Source organism: Micromonospora haikouensis (assembly GCF_900091595.1).
Taxonomy (GTDB): domain Bacteria; phylum Actinomycetota; class Actinomycetes; order Mycobacteriales; family Micromonosporaceae; genus Micromonospora; species Micromonospora haikouensis.
Map to the genome: position 1 here is coordinate 1 of NZ_FMCW01000036.1, position 18610 is coordinate 18610.

Annotated in this window: 19 protein-coding genes; 9 read left to right on the forward strand and 10 right to left on the reverse strand. The window is 74.1% G+C overall.

Annotated elements, in window-relative coordinates:
- The first annotated feature begins 107 nt into the window (after window positions 1-107).
- Together GA0070558_RS28100 and GA0070558_RS28105 are read left to right on the forward strand one after the other, a co-directional pair.
- Entirely contained in the window at window positions 108-767 is a 660-nt protein-coding gene (locus GA0070558_RS28100) for a C39 family peptidase (protein WP_091285201.1), read from the forward strand.
- 71 nt (window positions 768-838) lie between these two features.
- The gene (locus GA0070558_RS28105) at window positions 839-1243 is read left to right on the forward strand and encodes a YchJ family protein (RefSeq protein WP_091285206.1); all 405 of its coding nucleotides are present in this window, start codon (window positions 839-841) and stop codon (window positions 1241-1243) included.
- Between the two features lie 36 nt (window positions 1244-1279).
- On the opposite strand, the gene GA0070558_RS28110 is transcribed toward GA0070558_RS28105, so the two are convergent.
- From GA0070558_RS28110 to GA0070558_RS28120, 3 genes are all read right to left on the reverse strand, one after another.
- Window positions 1280-2227 (reverse strand): mechanosensitive ion channel family protein, encoded by a 948-nt coding sequence (locus GA0070558_RS28110; RefSeq protein WP_091285210.1) that lies wholly within the window; start codon window positions 2225-2227, stop codon window positions 1280-1282.
- 88 nt (window positions 2228-2315) lie between these two features.
- Entirely contained in the window at window positions 2316-2702 is a 387-nt protein-coding gene (locus GA0070558_RS34670) for a hypothetical protein (protein WP_256092165.1), read from the reverse strand.
- Window positions 2703-3087: 385 nt separating this feature from the next.
- Entirely contained in the window at window positions 3088-4788 is a 1701-nt protein-coding gene (locus GA0070558_RS28120) for a serine/threonine protein kinase (protein ID WP_091285217.1), read from the reverse strand.
- Between the two features lie 330 nt (window positions 4789-5118).
- Between GA0070558_RS28120 and GA0070558_RS28125 the strand changes: the two genes are divergently transcribed.
- Complete coding sequence (locus GA0070558_RS28125; RefSeq protein WP_091285222.1) at window positions 5119-6252, forward strand: peptidoglycan recognition protein family protein; 1134 nt, start codon at window positions 5119-5121, stop codon at window positions 6250-6252.
- 152 nt (window positions 6253-6404) lie between these two features.
- Window positions 6405-6950 carry a MarR family winged helix-turn-helix transcriptional regulator gene (locus tag GA0070558_RS28130; protein ID WP_256092166.1) on the forward strand — a complete coding sequence of 182 codons (546 nt, stop codon included), beginning with the start codon at window positions 6405-6407 and terminating at the stop codon, window positions 6948-6950.
- 11 nt (window positions 6951-6961) lie between these two features.
- Here GA0070558_RS28130 and GA0070558_RS28135 read toward each other — a convergent pair whose 3' ends face one another.
- From GA0070558_RS28135 to GA0070558_RS28150, 4 genes are read right to left on the reverse strand one after another with little or no spacing between them, the layout of a single operon-like run.
- Window positions 6962-8056, reverse strand: a complete 1095-nt coding sequence (locus GA0070558_RS28135) for an ABC transporter ATP-binding protein (protein ID WP_176734409.1) — start codon at window positions 8054-8056, stop codon at window positions 6962-6964.
- Window positions 8053-8874: an ABC transporter permease gene (locus GA0070558_RS28140; RefSeq protein ID WP_091285225.1), complete on the reverse strand. Its 822-nt coding sequence runs from the start codon at window positions 8872-8874 to the stop codon at window positions 8053-8055. The genes GA0070558_RS28135 and GA0070558_RS28140 overlap by 4 nt, the downstream gene beginning before the upstream one ends.
- Window positions 8875-8880: 6 nt before the next feature.
- On the reverse strand, window positions 8881-9678 hold the full coding sequence (modA, locus tag GA0070558_RS28145) for a molybdate ABC transporter substrate-binding protein (protein WP_077940259.1): 798 nt from the start codon (window positions 9676-9678) through the stop codon (window positions 8881-8883).
- Window positions 9675-10091 (reverse strand): TOBE domain-containing protein, encoded by a 417-nt coding sequence (locus GA0070558_RS28150; RefSeq protein WP_091285228.1) that lies wholly within the window; start codon window positions 10089-10091, stop codon window positions 9675-9677. Before GA0070558_RS28150 ends, modA begins: the two co-directional genes overlap by 4 nt.
- Window positions 10092-10248: 157 nt before the next feature.
- Between GA0070558_RS28150 and GA0070558_RS28155 the strand changes: the two genes are divergently transcribed.
- Window positions 10249-11340: a glutamate synthase-related protein gene (locus tag GA0070558_RS28155; RefSeq protein WP_256092167.1), complete on the forward strand. Its 1092-nt coding sequence runs from the start codon at window positions 10249-10251 to the stop codon at window positions 11338-11340.
- A 61-nt stretch (window positions 11341-11401) separates the two neighbouring features.
- Here GA0070558_RS28155 and GA0070558_RS28160 read toward each other — a convergent pair whose 3' ends face one another.
- Both GA0070558_RS28160 and GA0070558_RS28165 read right to left on the reverse strand, forming a co-directional pair.
- Window positions 11402-12583: an acyl-CoA dehydrogenase family protein gene (locus GA0070558_RS28160; RefSeq protein WP_091285232.1), complete on the reverse strand. Its 1182-nt coding sequence runs from the start codon at window positions 12581-12583 to the stop codon at window positions 11402-11404.
- Window positions 12584-12756: 173 nt separating this feature from the next.
- Complete coding sequence (locus GA0070558_RS28165; protein WP_091285235.1) at window positions 12757-13602, reverse strand: maleylpyruvate isomerase family mycothiol-dependent enzyme; 846 nt, start codon at window positions 13600-13602, stop codon at window positions 12757-12759.
- Between the two features lie 116 nt (window positions 13603-13718).
- On the opposite strand from GA0070558_RS28165, the gene GA0070558_RS28170 reads away from it, so the two are divergent.
- Complete coding sequence (locus GA0070558_RS28170) at window positions 13719-14651, forward strand: hypothetical protein (protein ID WP_091285240.1); 933 nt, start codon at window positions 13719-13721, stop codon at window positions 14649-14651.
- 58 nt (window positions 14652-14709) lie between these two features.
- On the opposite strand, the gene GA0070558_RS28175 is transcribed toward GA0070558_RS28170, so the two are convergent.
- Window positions 14710-15255: a carboxymuconolactone decarboxylase family protein gene (locus tag GA0070558_RS28175; protein ID WP_091285243.1), complete on the reverse strand. Its 546-nt coding sequence runs from the start codon at window positions 15253-15255 to the stop codon at window positions 14710-14712.
- Between the two features lie 339 nt (window positions 15256-15594).
- Here GA0070558_RS28175 and GA0070558_RS28180 point away from each other — a divergent pair, with 339 nt between their 5' ends.
- From GA0070558_RS28180 to GA0070558_RS28190, 3 genes are all read left to right on the forward strand, one after another.
- Window positions 15595-16659 carry a M20/M25/M40 family metallo-hydrolase gene (locus GA0070558_RS28180; RefSeq protein WP_228986237.1) on the forward strand — a complete coding sequence of 355 codons (1065 nt, stop codon included), beginning with the start codon at window positions 15595-15597 and terminating at the stop codon, window positions 16657-16659.
- Between the two features lie 50 nt (window positions 16660-16709).
- Window positions 16710-17828, forward strand: a complete 1119-nt coding sequence (locus tag GA0070558_RS28185) for a carboxylate-amine ligase (RefSeq protein WP_091285246.1) — start codon at window positions 16710-16712, stop codon at window positions 17826-17828.
- 181 nt (window positions 17829-18009) lie between these two features.
- Complete coding sequence (locus GA0070558_RS28190) at window positions 18010-18609, forward strand: nitroreductase family protein (RefSeq protein ID WP_176734412.1); 600 nt, start codon at window positions 18010-18012, stop codon at window positions 18607-18609.
- The last annotated feature ends 1 nt before the right edge of the window (window position 18610 follow it).

The window sequence follows — 18610 nt, forward strand, 5'->3', positions numbered from 1 at the left end:
AGGCCCCCGCCGCCGGGTCGTCCTTCCCCCGGACTTTTCTTCGCGGTGCCGCCGCGCGTATCCCCCTTTCGCGGTGCCGTCTCCCCCGAGCAGAGGAGCACGCTGACATGCGTACCGATCTGATTCGTCGTACCGCTCTGACCGTTGCCGGTATCGCTGCGACCGCTGGTGGGATCGCGGGTCCGGCGCTGGCCGCGCAGGCCACCCCCGCGGAGCGGGCCGCCGCGTCGGTGCAGGCGGAGCGTCGGCCGGCGGGTGAGCGCCAGCTGGACGTGCGCTACGAGGCGCAGCCCAACTTCTACTACTGTGGCCCGGCGGCGGCGCGCAACGCGCTGAGCGTGCAGGGCAAGAACATCGACGTGGACACCATGGCCAAGGAGATGGGCACCACCGAGGCCGGCACCAACTCCATCAACGACATCACCCCCGTACTCAACAAGGAGACCGGCAAGCCCGACGCCTACCGCAGCGTCGAGATCCGCACCCACAAGGCCGACGACAAGCAGACCGACACCCTGCGGGCCGACATCGTCCGCACCGTCGACAACGGCCGCGCAGTCGTCGCCAACATCGCCGGCACCACCACCGACACCGACGGCGTCACCCACTCCTTCGAGGGCGGCCACTACATCAGCGTCGTCGGCTACCGCGACAACGGCCACACCGTCAAGATCGCCGACTCGGCCAACCCCGACCAGGCCAGCTACTGGATCACCGTCGACCACCTCGCCGACTGGATCGCCACCCGCGGCTACGCCACCTCCTGACCCGCAACCACCAGAAAGGGCCGGCCCCACCGAGGCCGGCCCTTTCCGCACCACTACGGCAGGATGACCACGTGGCGAAACGACACCGCAACCCGGCAACCCACCCCTGCCCGTGCGGCACCGGCCAGCCCTACCCCGACTGCTGCGGCAAACTCCACCGAGGGCAAGCCGACGCCGCCACCGCCGAAGCACTCATGCGCTCCCGATACAGCGCCTACGCCATCGGCGACACCGCCTACCTGCTGCGCAGCTGGCACACCTCCACCCGCCCCACCCACCTGCACCCCGAACCCGGCCAACGATGGACCCGACTCGACATCCTCCACACCGAACGCGGCGGCCTGCTCGACACCACCGGCACCGTCACCTTCCAAGCCCACTACCGACAGGCCGGCCGACCCGCGACCCTCACCGAACACAGCCGCTTCACCCGCGAAAACGGCCGCTGGGTCTACCTCGACGCCCAACCCGACTGAACCGCACCACCCCGGCCGACGCCAACAGCCCCCACCTCACCGTCCGACACCCCCGTCCGGCCGAGGAATCACCACCGTCGCCTCATCGTCACCCACCACCGCCTCGCGCCCGCCACCACGCTGCGCCAACGGCGGAACCGGCCGCGTCACCTCCGACCCCGCATACGGACCCACCGGCTGAGTACGCTCCGACTCCTCACCCACCCGAGGCACCACCTGCGTCCGATCCACATCCTCCCCCGCCACCGGCGCAGCCGCCGCAGCCAACCGCTCCTCCACATCCCGCCGCCCCGCCCGATACGCCCGCGCGTGCGTCGCCACCACCCGCGACTCCCGCTCCGCCCGGCTCAACCACGACTCCCACCGACTCTGCATCGGACGCACCAACCCACCACCGACACCGACCACCAGAATCCCGCCCACCGTCGCCAACACCGCCACCAACACCGGCGTCGTCACCGCCGTCGCCACGCCCACCTGATTCAACGCCGCGATCACCCCCAACCCGACGATGAACACCGACGCCACACCCGCCAACACCCGCCCGTACGACAACCCACCCAACGCACTGCTGATGATGTCCTTCACCGCCCGAGCAATCGCGGCAGCCACCACCACGATCACGATCGCCACGAACGCCCTCGGCAACCAGGCCACCACCGCAGCGATCAGATCCGAGATCGGATTCGGCCCCCACAAACCGAACGCCACATGCAACGTCACCAACAGCACCCCGTAGTACGCCAGCTTCGCCACGATCTCACTCGCGTCGTACCCCGACCGCGCCAACGCCGTCTTGATCCCCCCACGCTCCACCGCCCGGTCGAACCCGACCCGCGCCAACACCCTGCCCACCACCCGCACCACAGCCTTGGCGACCAACCACCCGACCACCAGGACCACCACGAAACCCACGGCCCTGGGCAGGAAAAGCAACACCCCACGCAGCACGTCGCCCACCGCGTCACCGAAATCGTCTCTCATCGCACAGATCCTTCACACCAGGGACAGCGAACAACCCGTCCGCTCTACCCTGACCCACCCGCGCGAAAACGGCACCCCCGGCCGACCGTCAACGACGACGACAGGCGTACCGAACCTCCGTACCCGCCTGCGTCACCGACGGCTCCACGATGTTGACCGTCGCCGTCTCCCGAGCCGCGCCCACACCCGTGAACGACCACTTCAACGGCAGACTCACCGACCGCTGCCCCCGGCCGACCCGCTCGCTGACCAACGCACCGGGCGGCGAACCGGAACGCAGCCACTGGTAACGGATCGTCCCGGCGTTGCCGTTCGTCCGCACCGTCGCCGCCACCACCACCGTCACGTCACACCGGGTCCCGGCCGGCTCGACCACCGCCACCGTGACCCCCTCGATCTCCAACGGGCTCAGCCGCTGCCACAGGAACAACCCCACGGCCACCAGCAACACCACCGTCAGCAGAGTGGACAGCACCGAAACCACCCGACGCCACACCGACCGCGACCGCACCCCCGCGCCCGCACCCGACTGCGGCCACGCCGGAGCCGCCGGCGGCCCCACCGGCACCCCCGGACCAAACCGCGTCTCACCCCCGGCCGCGGCCACCGGCTCGGTGGAAACCCCGACGGTACGAGACGACACCGCCCCCGCCACCGTCGCCTCCGAACCGGCCCCGGACACCTGCGTACGCCCCAGACCCACGGTGCTACCCAGGTCCACGGTCGGCTCCCCCGCACCCGCAACCGGAAACACCTCCGTCGGCGCACCGTCGGCAGGCAGCGCCGCCGTCGGCTCGTTCGGACTACTCAACGCCGCCCCCCATCAACCTCGACCCCACCCGCTCGACCGCCACCCGCGATCAACCCGGCGTGCAGAACGACTGCAGGCTCACGTACACCGGCCCCACCGGCCCGGCCGAGTTCCCCGCGGCGTCGACAGCCGTGACGGACACCGGGATACGAACCGTCGTCTCCGGCGCCGCGAACGGACCCAACGTGCCCTGGAAGACGCCCTCCCCCACCGACTCCATGCCCACCGACGTGGACAACCGACCCACGGTGTACCGGAACGTCACCCGCAACTCCCCCGCCTCCGAACGATCGTCGGTCACCGTCACCGTCACCGACGTCGACCTCGGCCCGTACTTGCAGCCCTCCGGCTCCAACGTCGTCACCCCGGTGCTCGGCGACCCCACCGAGGGCGCGGTGACATCCGACGGCGGGGACGACGTGCTCGCACTCGGGCTGGGAGTCGCCGACGCCGTCCGGGTGGGCCGGCTCGTCGGCGTCGACGACGGCGGACGCGTCGTGGCCGGCGCACCCGTGGTCGGGGCCGCCACCGTCGGACTCGCCGACGTCGGCGCGGGCGTCGGGGTACCGCCCGACGGGCTCACCGTGACCTCCGGCGCGACCGACGCGGAACCACCGCCCGAAAACGGCGTCACCGCCCCGGTCGGATCCTTCGCCTCCACCGGCGCCGCGACGTCGGGCTCCGCACCCGAGGCGTACCGGTAACCGGCACCGCCGACCAGCACCGCCGCCACCAACGCCCCACCGACCAGGGCCGTACGCGCCCGCCCCGTCCGCATCCGCCGACCGGTGCGGATCTCCCGACCCCTGCCGAACCCGGCGTCCGACCCGAGGACCGTGCTGGCCACGCTCGTGCTGCCGCCCGAGGAATCCGGAAACGGGAAGAACACGGCCAGCAGGGCGGCCCGCCGGGCCAGCTCCCGCACCCCGCGCTCCTCCCAGTCCGGCCCGTACGCCCCGCCCGCGATCTGCTCCAGGAAGCCGAGAAAGACCTGCGCCGGCTGCGGCCGGTCGTCGGGCCGCTTGGCCATCCCCCGGCGCAACAGCTCGTGCACCGGCGGCGGGGCCGGATCGGTGGGCACCGGCGCGCTGGCGTGCTGGTCACGCAGGGCCAGCAGGCTCCGCCCGTCGTACGGGGGACGGCCCGTCAGGCACTCGAAGAAGGTCGCCGTCGCGGCGTAGATGTCGCAGGCCGGGGCCGCCGCCGCGCCGGTCCACTGCTCCGGCGCCATGTAGCGGGGCGTGCCGCTGACGATGGTGGTCGACTCCCCGCCGATCGGCATGGCGATGCCGAAGTCGGCGAGCTTGCTCTCCCCCTGAGCGGTGACCAGCACGTTCTCCGGCTTGTAGTCGCGGTGCACCACGCCCCGGTCATGCGCGGCCGCCAGGCCGGCCAGCGAACCCTTGAGGACGCAGAGCGCCGCCTCCGGCCCGGTGGGCCCGTTGGCCCGCAGCATCTGCCGCAGCGAGACGCCGTTGACCAGCTCCATGACGATCGCCGCCCCGGTGGGCGACTCGACGTACTCGTAGAGGCGGGAAACGTGCGGGTCGTCGATGTCGGCCAGCAGGCGGGCCTCGGCGCGGAAGGACTCACGGAACGACGGGTCACCGCCGAGGCCACCGACGAGGTACTTCACAGCGACCGGGGTGCCGGTCGCGTCGTGGGTGGCCAGCACCACCCGACCCGACGCACCCGAGCCCAGCTCACGGACCTCGGTGTAGCCGGACACCAGCCAGCTGTTGGCGCTCATTCGACGGTCTCCACCGCTCCCCCGGGCCGCTGGCCCGCCCACACCCGAATCCGACGCCGCTCATTGTGACCGGCGCCGTCCAGTGGGCCATCGGCGCAACGGCTGCATCCCCTTCCCCGGGCGTGCTTTCGTTCGTCGGTGTCGGTCGGCTGTGGCGACGTGGCGCACGTCGCGTAAGGCATCCTAGGAGGCTAGGTGAAGTGGGCCGGACCGTCGGGGCGGCGACTAACCCCTGGCGCGCGACCCGCGTTGGCAATATCCTCCACATCACGCGTTGCTCCTGGAGCTCCTTTTCACTCATGCGCCGCCGTCGGCCACAGAGGAGATGCCATGCACTTCGACCATCCGGAGCTCGACCGCCGCACCCTGCTGCGGGCCGGGCTCGGCGCGGCCACGGTCGCCGTCGTCGGCACGCAGCTCGCGACCCCCGCCTCCGCGCGGGCGGCGTCCGGTGCGGACCTCGACTGGATCATTGGCTGCGACGAGTGGGACGCCCGGCCGCCGGCCGATCCGCTCTCGGTCAGCGAGATCGCCACCAACAAGATCATCGTGCATCACATGGCGTTCCCGAACGTCACCGACTACTCCCGCGAGCAGGCCGTGAAGCTGGCCCGGGACTGCCAGGACCTGCACATGGACGGCAACGGCTGGTCGGACACCGGCCAGCACTTCACCGTCAGCCGCGGCGGCTACGTGCTGGAGGGCCGGCACGGCAGCCTCGAACGGCTGGCCGCCGGCGACCGGCAGATGGTCTCCGCGCACTGCCCGGGCGAGAACGGGCGCGCCATCGGCATCGAGAACGAGGGCACGTACGTCGACGAGACCCCGCCGGAGGCGCTGCTGGACTCGCTGGTCAGGCTCTGCGCCACGATCGGCCGGCAGTACGGCCTGCACGCCCACGACATCTTCGGCCACTGGGACTTCCGCACCACCGCGTGCCCCGGGACGGCGTTCTACCGGCAGTTTCCGGAGCTGCGCAGGCGGGTGGCCCGCGAGCTGGGCACCAGCCTCGGCGACGTGCCGGCCCGGCGCTGGCCGGACCTGTGGCGGTTCGTCAGCTCCCCCTCGGTGCGGGTGGTGCAGTACCTGCTCACCCACCGGGGCTACGCGGTGCCCGTCAACAGCACGTTCGACGCCGCCACCGTCGCCGCCGTGCAGGACTGGCAGGCCCGCAACGGCATCCCGGTCGACGTGGACGCCACCCTCACCACGCCCACCTGGGAGACCCTCGCCCCCGAGCTGGGCCGGGACGCCAGCGGCGCGCCGGTCAGCGCCGTGCAGTTCATCCTCAACTGGAAGGGCTACGCCGACGTAGCGGTGACCGGCGAGTTCGACCACGCCACCCGCCGGGCCGTGCAGGACGTGCAGCGGCTGCACGGCCTGCCGCCCAACGGCAAGGTCGGCACGGGCACGTGGTGCGCGATCGTCGGCGGAGTGGTCCGGCAGTCGTTCCGGCGACCCTGACGGACCCGGCCGGGCGGACCGGCGACGGCGGTCCGCCCGGCATCGTCGCGCCCGCCCAGAGCGGGTGCGCATACCGGCCTGTCGCTGCGCAAAACGGATGATTCCCTGCCATGATGGACTTCTGTCGCCCGCACCGCAGCCGGAGGTCCACCATGGCCGAGCCACCGCCGGGCATCGAGGACGAGGCGGTGGCGGCGCTCCTGGCCGCCAGCGGCGCCCTCGTCGGGCTGACCACCCGGTCGCTGGCCGGGATCGGCCCGGAGGTCACCCTGTCCCAGTTCCGCACGCTGGTCGTCCTGGCCGCGCGAGGGCCCCGACGCGCGGCGGAGATCGCCGCCGAGCTCGGCGTCGCCCCCTCCGCGGGCACCCGGATGTGCGACCGGCTGGCCGCCAAGGGGCTGGTCCAGCGGACCCGCTCGGCCAGCGACCGCCGGGTGGTGCGGCTGCGGCTGAGCGTCACGGGGGCCGGCCTGGTCGACGAGGTGTTCCGCCGGCGGCGGGAGGCGCTGTCCCGCATCGTCGCGCAGACGGCCACGCACTGGTGCCCGGAGGCGGTCGCGGCCCTGACCGCGTTCGCGGTGGCCGCGGACGAGACGCCGGAGCGGCAGTGGTGCCACGGCTGGTCGCTGGCGCGGGAGCACGCCCCGCGTCCCCGCGCCGGCCGCGTGCCGACCGGGCCGGAGGCGTCGACCACCTGAGCCGGTGCGGATCAGCCGCCCGCCGGGTACGCGCGGGTCTCGGCGGCCTTCACCGCCGCCCACACCTGCTGGCCGGGGCGCAGCCGCAGCGCGGCGACGGCCGCCGGGGTGACGTCGGCGGAGACCGGCAGCGGGCCGTCCAACTCGACCCGCAGGTGGTCCCCGTGCCGCTGCACCCCGGCCACCCTGGCGGGCCAGGTGTTGCGGGGGCTGCCGTCGGGCCGAGCCGGGTGCAGGGCCACGGCGGCGGGCGGGAACGCGACGAACGCCTCCCCGACGACGCGGTCGACGGCGGTCAGGGTCAGCGCCCCGACGCGCACCTGGTGGCCGTCGGCCTGGCCCCGGTGCAGGTTCAGCCCGACCAGGCGGGCGACGTAGTCGGTGCGGGGGCGGGCGGTGACGGCGGCCGCGTCCCCCTCCTGGACCACCCGGCCGCCCTCCACGATGACCAACCGGTCGGCCAGCACCAGCGCATCGAGGGGGTCGTGGGTGACCAGCACGGTCGCGCCGGGGTGCGCGCCGAGATGGCGGTGCAGCTCGGCGCGGGTGTCCACCCGGGTGCGGGCGTCGAGGGCGGCGAGCGGCTCGTCGAGCAGCAGCAGGGTCGGCTCCACGGCGAGGGCCCGGGCCAGCGCCACCCGCTGGGCCTGGCCGCCGGAGAGCTCCCGGGGACGGCGGCGGGCGTAGCCGGCGAGGCCGACCCGGTCCAGCCAGGCGTCGGCGCGGGCGCGGGCGGCGCGCCGGTCCGCGCCGCGCCGGCGGGGACCGAAGGCGACGTTGTCGCGGGCGCTCAGGTGCGGAAAGAGCAGGTAGTCCTGGAAGACGACGCCGACCGGGCGGCGCTCCGGCGGGACCCACACCCGCCCGTCGGGGCGGTCGAGGTCGGCCCCGTCGAGGGTGAGGTGCCCGGCCGCCAGCGGGTGCAGGCCGGCCAGGGCGCGCAGCGCGGTGGTCTTGCCCGCGCCGTTGGGCCCGAGCAGCGCGACCACCTCCCCCGCCCGCACCCGCAGCGCCACGTCGAGGTGGAATCCGCCCCGGTCGGCGACGAGGTGGGCGTCGAGCAGCGGGGTCCCGGCCGCCCGGCGGCGCGGCCCGGCGGCGGTCACGGGCCGGTGACCCAGCGGTCGCGCAGGCCGGCGAGGATCGCCACGGAGACGGTGAGCAGCACCAGGCTCAGCACGATCGCGGCCTCCAGGTCGGTCTCCAGGGCCAGGTAGACGGCCAGCGGCATGGTCTGGGTGCGGCCGGGGAAGTTGCCGGCGAAGGTGATGGTCGCGCCGAACTCGCCGAGGGCGCGGGCCCAGCACAGCACCGCGCCGGCCGCCACACCGGGGGCGACCAGCGGCAGCGTGACGTGGGTGAACGTCGTCCACCGGCCCGCGCCCAGGGTGGCGGCCGCCTCCTCGTACCGGCTGTCGGCGGCGCGCAGGGCGCCCTCGACGGCGATGACCAGGAACGGCATGGCCACGAACGCCTCGGCGAGGACCACCCCGGCGGTGGTGAACGGCAGGGTGACGCCGAAGGTCGCGTCGAGCCAGCCGCCGAGCAGCCCCCGGCGGCCGAAGACCAGCAGGAGGGCCACCCCGCCGACCACCGGCGGCAACACCAACGGCACCGTGACCAGCGCCCGCACCAGCCGCCGGCCGGGGAACCGCACCCGCGCCAACACCCAGGCCAGTGGTACGCCGAGGGCGAGGCAGAGCAGCGTCGCTCCGGTGGCGGTCAGCAGGGACAGCCGCAGCGCGGTGAGCACCCCCGGCGCGGCGAGCCGCTGCGGCAGGGTGGCCCAGGGTGCACGGGCGAGCAGCCCGGTCAGGGGCAGCACCAGGAAGGCCAGCCCGAGGCCGGCGGGAACGAACAGGGCGACGGGCACCCGCCGGCCGGGGACGCGGCGGCGCGGGGCCGGGCCGGGTGGGCGTACCACCGGCGGTCAGGCCCGGGGCGGCTGGAACCCGGCGGCGGTCAACGCGGCCCGGCCCCGGTCGGACAGCACGTACGCGACGAAGGCCCGCGCGGCCGTCGGGTTGCCGGCCTGACGCAGCACGACGATCGGGTAGTCGTTGACGGCCCGGGCCGACTCGGGAAACTCCACGGCGTCCACCTGGGACGCGGCGGCGGTGGCGTCGGTGCGGTAGACCAGTGCGGCGTCGACCTCGCCGAGGCGCACCTTGGCCAGCGCGCCCTTGACGTCGGATTCGAGGGTGACCGGGGTGAGCGCCACGCCGGCGGCGTCCAGGGCGGTGCGGGCCGCCGCGCCGCAGGGCACCTGCTCGGCGCAGAGCGCCACCTTCACCCCGGGCCGGGTCAGGTCGGCCAGCGCGCCGACGCCCCCCGGGTTGCCCTTCGGCACGGCGATGACCAGCTGGTTGCGGGCGAAGGTGGCCGGCTCGCCGGCGGCGTTGCCGGCGTCGGTGACCGGGCGCATGGTGGCCGGGGACGCGGCGGCGAACACGTCGGCGGGGGCGCCCTGGTTGACCTGGGTGGCGAGGGCCGAGCTGCCGGCGAAGCTGAAGGTGACGGTGGTGCCCGGGTGGGCGGCCTCGAACTCGTCGCCGAGCCGGTGGAACGACTCCGTCAGCGACGCCGCGGCGAGGACGGTGACCGGGCCGCGCACCTCGGCGCCGCTCTCCCCCGGCGCCGGCCGGTCGGACCCGCCGGCGCAACCGGCGAGGGCGAGGGCCAGGGCGAACGCCCCGGCGAGGGCGGTGCGGGTCGTCGTTCCGGTCACGTGCCGGTCCTGCCTTTCGCAGCGGACGGCCGCTCCACCACGACCGTCGTCGACTTGATCACCGCAACGGCGATCGCACCGACCTCGAGGCCCAGGTCGTCGACCGCCTCGCGGCTCATCAGCGACACGACCCGGAACGGCCCGGCCTGGATGTCGACCTGGGCCATGACGGTGTCCTTGACCACCGCGGTGACGATGCCGCGCAGCCGGTTGCGCGCCGAGGACAGCTCGGCGTGCTCCTCGGGCGCGGCGGCCGCGGCCCGGACGAAGGCGGCCAGGTCCACGCCGTCGAGCACCCGGTGGCCGTGCGCGTCGCGGGTGGCGGCGAGGCGGCCGGCGTCGACCCAGCGTCGCACCGTGTCGGTGCTGACGCCGAGCAGTTCGGCTGCCTCGCCGATCCGGAACATCGCCACGCCGACACCCTACCGTGCCGCGCCTGCGGGGAAACCTGCGGGTTATGCGTGGCATCAGCAAGCCGACACGGGCCCTTCCCATTGCAGGTGCAGCAGGCGGCGGGGCGCGGACGAACCGTGCGGCGGCCGGCGGGTGCGGGGAGACTGGCGGCATGAGATGGGCCCGCCGAGTCGTACCCGCCGTCACCGCCGCCGTCGCGGCCCTCGCCGCCCGCGACGTCCTGCAACGCGACCACGCCCTGCTGCGCAACTTCCCCGTGCTCGGGCGGGCCCGCTACCTGCTGGAGTCGCTCGGCCCCGAGCTGCGGCAGTACATCGTGGTCGGCAACAACGAGGAGCGGCCGTTCACCCGCGACCAGCGGCGCTGGGTGTACGCGTCGGCGAAGCAGGAGAACAACTACTTCGGGTTCGGCACGGACAACGACATCGAGTACACGGCCGGCTATCCGATCATCAAGCACCGCACCACCGGCGCGGCGGGGAGCTGGTGTTCCAGCTCGGCACCGCATACTTCGGCTGCCGCGACGAGCGCGGCCGGTTCGACCTGGCCCGGCTCAAGGACCTGGTCGCCGGCGCGCCGGTGCGGGCGCTGGAGGTGAAGCTGAGCCAGGGCGCGAAGCCGAGCCTGGGCGGGCTGCTGCCGGGGGCGAAGGTGTCGGCGGAGATCGCCGCGACCCGGGGCGTCCCGCAGGGGCGCGACTGCGTCAGCCCGTCCCGGCACGCCGAGTTCGCCGACAAGGTGTTCGCCGAGCGGGGGCTGCACGAGCAGGTGGTGTTCGTCGGCGCCGGCAAGCTGGGCCTGCCCGACAACGCCGTGGTGGCGTTCGCCCTCGGCTGCGACATGGTCAACGTGGGCCGGGAGGCGATGCTGGCGATCGGCTGCATCCAGGCCCAGAAGTGCCACACCGACACCTGCCCGACCGGGGTGGCGACGCAGCACCCGTGGCTGGCCCGGGGCCTGGACCCGGCGCGCAAATCGGTGCGGGCGGCGAACTACCTGCGGACCCTGCGCCGGGACCTGGTGAAGGTCGCCGAGGCGTGCGGGGTGGAGCACCCGGGGCTGATCGACGCGGACTCGGTGGAGATCCTCGACGGGCGCACCTCCGCCACGCCGCTGCGCGAGGTGTACGGCTACCGTCCCGACTGGGGTCTGCCCTCGGCGGCCGACCAGGCGGAGATCGTCCGGCTGATGACCCCGCAGGCGCCCCGGGGCGGCACCGCGACGCCCTCCCCCACCGCCGTGTGCTGACGCCGCGCCGCGCCGGCGCTCCCAGCGGCGGTGGTGGGAGCGCCGGCGCGGTGGTCGGGCGTCACATGTAGAGGGTGTTGGGCTCCAGCCCGCACAGCACCCGGCCGTACAGCTCGGTGTTGACGTCGGGGACGACGAGGCCGTGCAGCGCGGCGGAGGTGATGTCCCGCACGATGCGCTGGATCGGGACGTCGCTGTAGATGGAGGTGCCGCCGCTGGCCATCTGGAAGGTGTCGGCGACCTCCTTGGCCAGGCGGGCCGCCTCGCCCTGGTCGGCGCGCACGCGGACCCGCTCCTCGACGGTCCACGCCTCGCCGCTGAACGCCTTGTGGTCGACGACCTCGGCGATCCGCCGGGCGTGGAACATCGCCTGGTCGATCTTGTGGGCGGCGGCCCCGACCCGCAGGTGGGTCAGCGGGGCCTCGGCCTGGCTCGGGTAGTCGGTGTAGATGATCTTCCGGTCGGGCAGCCGGTCGAAGAAGGTGTCCCACGCCGCCTTGGCGATCCCGACCAGCATGCCGACCCCGGAGACCGCGGCGACCAGCGTGGCCGGGGTGGAATAGATCGGGATGTTCCGGTTGGTCTCCGACAGAGTGTTCGGGGCGAGCGCCGCGCCCAGCGGAATGACCCGCTCGGCGGGCAGGAAGACGTTCGTGGCCACCGTCGTGATGCTGCCCGAGCCGCGCAGCCCGGTGGTGTGCCAGTCGTCGACGAGCTCCATGTCGGACATCGGCACCATGGTCATGACCGGCTCCGGCTCGGCGCCGTCGCGCAGGATCACGGCCGCCGCCTCCATCCAGTGCGCGTGGTGCGCCCCGCTGACGAAGGGCCACCGGCCGTTGAGGAGGTAGCCGCCCTCGACCGGCACCATCGTGCCCTTGGGGGCGTTGGTCCCGCAGACCCGCACGTCGGGGGTCGAGAAGACCTCGTCCTGCACCTGGTCGGGGAACATGCAGACCAGGTAGGTGGGGATCCAGTTCACCATCGCGACCCAGGCCACGGAGGCGTCGATGCGGCCCAGGGCCGCGCCGACCTCGACCAGCGTCGCGCCGTCGCACTCGTAGCCGCCGTAGCGCTTGGGCACCCGCATCCGGAAGATGCCCGCCTCGGCCATCGCCTCGACTGTCGCCTCGTGCAGCCGGCGGTTCTCCTCCGACCAGGCCACGTGCTCCCGCAGCACCGGCTCGGCCTTGGCGACGCGGCTGAGGATCTCCTCGCGCGTGGGGGTTTCGGTTACAGTCACCAGTCCTCCTTGGGAAGGCTCTCCGGTCTTGTGGACCTTGTCCGTCCCACGGTCGCACCCGTCGCCGTGCGGGCACTTCTTCCGTGTTGCGCCCCGCGCCTCCCGCCGCCGGCCGGCCGTCGTCCGCCGGCACGGCCGCCCGTCCCGGGGGCCGGCAAGGGCGGCGGCCCAGGTCAGGACGGCAGGCGCATGGTGCGCAGGAAGACCGGCAGCAGCCAGGGCCGGCGGCCGCCCACCCACAGCTTGCGGGCGAGGACCGCGCGCGGCCGGGACACCCGGCCGAACAGCATCAGGGTGAACACCGCCGGGTCGAAGGAGAGCCGGACGTCCGGACGGGACTCGGTCGGCGCCACCGTCACCCGGCCATCGGACAGGGCCATCGTCACCTCGGGGCCGAAGCGGTGCCGGAAGTTCACCGAGATGGTCCCCGGACGCACCGGGCCGTCCCGGTCCAGCAGCCGGCCGTAACCGCGCCTGGTCATGCCCACCATGAACAGGTCCACGAAGAGCGCCGCGTCGGCGGGATCGACGACCCAGCGCCGGCCGATCGCCCGGGCGATGTCCCAGGCGTGCAGGTTCAACTCGTTGAGCAGGTGGGCCAGCAGGCCCGTGACCGGCAGCCGGGCCCCGCCGAGCCAGGACACCTCGTGCTCCGGACCGGCCTCGTCGACCGCCCGCAGCACCTCCTCGACGTCGGCGCGCAGCCGGCCGGCCAGCACCGGCAGCCGCCGCTCGGTGAAGTGCCGCAGCACCTCGGCGTTCATCACCGAGATCGTGTCGACCGTGGTGCGCCGGCGCAGTTCGAGCAGGTCGGGCACCGGCAGGTCGGGCGGGCCGCCCCGGACCAGGGCCAGGCCCATCGCGGCGACGCCGCACAGGTGCGCCATGGTGTCCGCCACCGTCCAGTGCGCGGTGGCGGGCCGGTCGGGCGGGGCGTCGTCGACGAGGTCGAGCAGCCGCCCGAGGACGACGGGCACGGAGGTGCGGACGCGACGCCACTGGTGCGGGTTGACCGACATGTGTCCACGATGGAGGATGCGGGTGCGCGAACACTTGTTCGAGGTTGCCGTCCTGCCGGGGCGGATCGGGCAACCTCGAAGAAGTCGATGCAGTCACCCGTCCCCACAATCCATCCATGGCTGTCACCGAAAGAGGACGCGCGGTCCACCTCTCCGCGCACACCCACCCGCGCTCGCGCGGGATCGTCCTGGGCGGCGTCGCGGCGGGCGTCCTGCTGGCGGTGCTGTGGTCGTACGAGTTCGTCGACCACGTGATCGGCGACAACGTCGCCAACACCCTGCTGGGCCACGACGCGAAGAGCACCGCCATCGGTGGCACCGTCGCGGGCCTGGTCTTCGCCTTCGTCTCCGGCCTGGCCGGCACGTTCACGGCATGCAACATCGCGATGGCCGCCGCCGTCGGCCCGATGAGCCAGGCCGGCGGGGCGGGGGCGACCCGGGCCGGGCTGCGCGTCCTGCTGCGGCCGGTCGGCTGGCTCACCGTCGGGATGGTGGCGGTCGCCGCGACGTACGGCTTCGTCGGCGTGCTGCTCGGCGACCGGCTGCCGCAGCTGTCCACCGGCACCGTCGGCGGGCTGCCCGTGCGCCTGGTCCAGTCGATGGTCGTCTTCGGCGTGATCGGGCTCGCCTTCGTCTACCTCGGCCTGGCCGCCCTCGGCACGCTGCCGGACCCGTTCGCGCACCGCCCGGTCGCCCGGGTCGTGGTGCTCGGCGCGCTCGTCGGCGGGTTCCTCATCGGCCGGCCGTACCCGCTGTTCAACAAGCTGTTCCACTGGGCGGTGGACACCGGCAACCCGCTGTACGGCGCGGGCGCGTTCGTGCTCCAGTCGCTGGGCAACATCGTCATCGTCGCCGCCCTGTTCGCGCTGGTCATCGTGGTCACCCGGGGCCGGTTCGTGCAGTGGCTCGCCGCCAGCCCGGCGCGCACCGCCGCGGTCACCGGGGCGCTGCTGATCGCGCTGGGCGTGTTCATGGTCGTCTACTGGGACGTGCGATTGCCCGCCATGTTCGGCTACGGCTGGTTCCCCACCATGCCGTACAACGGTTAGGACGCGGGTCGTGCCGGCGGGCGCGGGGCCGCGCCCGCCGGGCCGGGGCCGCTCGGGCCTAGCCGACGTACCCGCCGACCTTGATCCGCTGCGCGGTCTCGGTGTAGGCCGACGGGTCCTCCGGCAGCCGGGTGCCGAGCCCGTCGACGTAGCGGTTGAACATGCAGAACGCGGCGGCGATCAGCACCGTGTCGTGGATCTCCAGGTCGGTCGCGCCCTCGGCGCGGGCCGCGTCGACCAACGCGGCGCTCACGGTGCGGCCGCCCGCCTGGACGGCGGCGGCGATCCGCAGCAGGCCGCGCAGCTTCGCGGAGACCTCCGCCGTGTCCGGGTCCGTCCGGACCTGGGTCACCAGCGGCATGCCGCCGTCGAGCTGGGCGGCGGCGAACGCCGAGTGCGACGAGCAGCAGAACGTGCACTCGTTGAGCCCGGAGACGTACGCGGCGATCAGCTCCCGCTCGCCGGCGCTGAGGGTGGGGTGCGGGGCGTGCAGCAACGCCTCGGCCAGGGCGTTGAGCGCCACGGCGGTCTCCGGCCGGTAACGCATCAGCCCGCTGATGCCCGGGTACTGCGTCTCGTCCAGACCCAGATCGATGTGTGCCACGTGTCTCTCCTCGGCGTGACAGGCCGCGGCCGGCGGCGACGCGGTCCTGCTGCGCATGGTGCCGGCCCCGCCGCCGGTCCGCTTCTTCGACCGTGCCCACCCCGACCGGCGTCCGCGGCCCGCGATCTCTTCGAGAATGCCGTCCGCGGGGCCGGCACCTGCGCCGACACGGAGGGCGACGAGCAGGGCACGGATGCGTATTGCCGCTGCACAGCAGCCGCTGCCACGATCGGCACCATGGTCGACACGACGCACATACGGCAGGGGGCCCGGGCGCAGTCCGGGACCATGGTGGACCGACTTCGCCAACTCGTACACGCCGAATCCCCGCCCGGGGCCGTGCGGCGCCTGCATGCCTGCGCCGACCTGCTGGAGAGCTGGATCAGCCCGCTGCTGGGCCGGCCCGCCGTGCGGGTCACCCGCGACGGGCTGCCGCACCTGCTCTGGCAGGCCGAGGACCAGCGGGTGCTGCTGCTGGGGCACTACGACACGGTGTGGCCGGAGGGCACCACGCGGGACTGGCCCTTCGCGCTCGCCGAGCACATCGCCACCGGGCCCGGGGTGTGCGACATGAAGTCCGGCATCGTGCAGCTGGTCACCGCCCTGTCCCTGCTGCCCGACCCCTCCCGGGTGGGGGTGCTGCTGACCTGCGACGAGGAGAGCGGGTCGCCGACGTCCCGGCCGCTGATCGAGCAGCAGGCCCGCCGGTCGCGGGCCGTGCTGGTGGGCGAGCCGTCCACCGAGACGGGCGCGCTCAAGGTCGCCCGCAAGGGCGGTTCGCGGTACGAGATCACCGTCCGCGGCCGGGCCGCGCACGCGGGCGTGGAACCGCACCGGGGGGTGAACGCGGCCGTCGAGCTGGCCCACCAGGTCCTCGCCGTACGCGCGTTCGCCGCCGAGGGCACCAGCGTCACACCGACGGTGCTCAGCGCCGGCAGCATCAGCAACCAGGTGCCCGAGTCGGCGACGTTCTGCGTCGACGTGCGCGCCTGGACCCGGGAGGAGCTCGACCGGGTGGACCGGCAGATGCACGCGCTGACCCCGCAGCTGGCCGAGGCCGCGCTCGTGGTGGGCGGCGGGATCAACCGCTACCCGCTGCAGGAGGCGGTGGCGATGCCGCTGCTGGAGGTCGCCCGCCGGGCGGGTCGCGAGCTGGGCCTGCCGCCGCTGGAGGCCGCGCACGCCGCCGGCGCCTCCGACGCGAACTTCACCGGGTCGCTGGGCGTGGCCACCCTCGACGGCCTGGGCGGGGTGGGCGGCGGGTCGCACGCCCGCAGCGAGTGGGTGGACGTCAGCCAGATGCCCGACCGGGCCGCCCTGCTCGCCGCGACCGTCGCCGGGGTGCTCACCCGGCAGCGGCGGGGCCCGACGCCCGCGGCCCGGGGCGTGCCCGCGCGCCTGTGAGGCGCGTCGCTGCTGTCCACGGGCCCGCACACCGTCCATAATGGTGTGTCATGAGCCGCAGCACGCGCCGGTCCCCGGCCCCGCCCCGTTTCGGGGTGGAGGAGGAGTTCCTCGTCGTCGACGCCGCCACCCGGGCCCCGGTGCCCCGGGCCGCCGAGGTCGTCGCGGCGGCGTCGGCGTCGCTCGGGGAGCGGGTGTCCGGGGAGATCACCACCCTGCAACTGGAGACCAGGACCCACGCCTGCGGCACCCTCGGCGAGCTGACCGACCAGCTCGGCGAGGCCCGCAAGGTCGTCGCGGACTGCGCCCGGGCGGCGGGTCTGCGGGTGGTGGCCGCCGGCACGGCCCCCGTCGCCGGGGCGGTGCCGCCGCCGATGACCGTCGGCCCGCGCCAGACCCGGGGCACCGAGACCTTCCGGGGGCTGCACGACGAGCTGGCGCTGTGCGCGCTGCACGTGCACGTGGAGATGCCGGACCGGCAGCGGGCCGTGCTGGTCGGCAACCACCTGCGGCCCTACCTTCCGCTGCTGCTGACCCTCACCGCGAACTCGCCGTACTGGGACGACCGCGACTCCGGCTACGCGAGCTGGCGCACCACGGTCTGGGGCCGGTGGCCGGTGGCCGGCCCGCCGCCGGTGTTCGACTCGGCGGAGCACTACGACGAGGTGGTGGAGCGGCTGTTGGACGCCGGCGCCCTCGTCGACCGGGCCACCATCTTCTGGGACGTGCGCCCCTCGGAACGGCACCCGACGCTGGAGGTCCGGGTGGCCGACTCGGCCCTCACCGCCGAGGACGCGGCGCGCTACGCGGCGCTGGTGCGGGCGCTCGTGGCGCACCTGTCGGCGGCGGTGGACGCTGGCGAGCCCGCCCCGCACGTCGCCGGGGAGCTGCTGCGGGTGGCCTACTGGAGGGCCGCCCGCGACGGCCTGGACGGCGCGGGTGTGGACCCGCGCACGGGCCGGCTCCGGCCGGCGGCCGAGCTGGCCCGCGAGCTGCTGGCCACGGTGGAGCCGGCGCTGCGCGCCCACGGCGACCACGACCCCGTCGCGCGGTGGCTGGAGCAGCTCGCCGCCGACGGCACCGGGGCGCGGCGGCAACGGGCGGTCGTGCACGCCGGCGGGACGCTCGCCGACGTCGTCGACCGGCTTTCGGAGTGGACGGCGGGCTGACCTGCCGCAGACCGGCGGGCCACCCGTCCCCCCGGCCGGACCCCGCGAATCTGGGCAATCGCGCACAACCGGCGGCGGGTGGCGTGGGTGATGCTGGAGGGGCCCGACCTGCTGATGGAGGCCGTTCATGGACCAGATCGCGACCGTCCCGTTCCACCTGCACCGGCTGGAACCCACGCTGATGAACCGCACCGCCCGGGCGTTCGCCGACCGGATGGCGGCCCGCCGGTCGGTGCGGCACTTCTCCGACGAGCCGGTGCCGCTGGAGGTCGTCGAGGAGGCCGTCCGGGCCGCCGCGACCGCCCCCAGCGGCGCGAACCTGCAACCCTGGCGGTTCGTGGTGGTGACCGACGCCGACCGCAGGCGGCGGCTGCGCGAGGCCGCCGAGGCCGAGGAGATCGAGTTCTACACCCGCCGCGCCTCCCGGGAGTGGCTCGACGCGGTGGCCCCGATGGGCACCGACTGGCAGAAGCCGTTCCTGGAGACCGCCCCGGTGGTCATCGTGGTGTTCGAGGTCCACCAGGGGCCGCAGACCCCGAAGCCCTACTACGTCAAGGAGTCGGTCGGCATCGCCGTCGGCGTGCTGATCACCGCCCTGCACCTGTCCGGGCTGGCCACGCTCACCCACACGCCGAGCCCGATGCGGTTCCTCAACGAGATCTGCGACCGCCCGGCCGAGGAGCGCGCCTGCCTGGTGATGCCGGTCGGCTACCCGGCCGAGGGGGTCACGGTGCCGGAGCTGACCCGCAAGTCGCTGTCGGAGGTCATGGTCCTGCGGTAGG

Bases quoted from the DNA above. Each gene is read 5' to 3' on its own strand.
- GA0070558_RS28190 (WP_176734412.1), top strand. From the start codon at position 18,010: ATGAACCGCACCGCCCGGGCGTTCGCCGACCGGATGGCGGCCCGCCGG.
- GA0070558_RS28110 (WP_091285210.1), bottom strand. From the start codon at position 2,227: ATGAGAGACGATTTCGGTGACGCGGTGGGCGACGTGCTGCGTGGGGTG.
- GA0070558_RS28125 (WP_091285222.1), top strand. From the start codon at position 5,119: ATGCACTTCGACCATCCGGAGCTCGACCGCCGCACCCTGCTGCGGGCC.
- GA0070558_RS28100 (WP_091285201.1), top strand. From the start codon at position 108: ATGCGTACCGATCTGATTCGTCGTACCGCTCTGACCGTTGCCGGTATC.
- GA0070558_RS28170 (WP_091285240.1), top strand. From the start codon at position 13,719: ATGGCTGTCACCGAAAGAGGACGCGCGGTCCACCTCTCCGCGCACACC.
- GA0070558_RS28185 (WP_091285246.1), top strand. From the start codon at position 16,710: ATGAGCCGCAGCACGCGCCGGTCCCCGGCCCCGCCCCGTTTCGGGGTG.
- GA0070558_RS28120 (WP_091285217.1), bottom strand. From the start codon at position 4,788: ATGAGCGCCAACAGCTGGCTGGTGTCCGGCTACACCGAGGTCCGTGAG.
- GA0070558_RS28130 (WP_256092166.1), top strand. From the start codon at position 6,405: ATGGCCGAGCCACCGCCGGGCATCGAGGACGAGGCGGTGGCGGCGCTC.
- GA0070558_RS28155 (WP_256092167.1), top strand. From the start codon at position 10,249: ATGGGCCCGCCGAGTCGTACCCGCCGTCACCGCCGCCGTCGCGGCCCT.
- GA0070558_RS28165 (WP_091285235.1), bottom strand. From the start codon at position 13,602: ATGTCGGTCAACCCGCACCAGTGGCGTCGCGTCCGCACCTCCGTGCCC.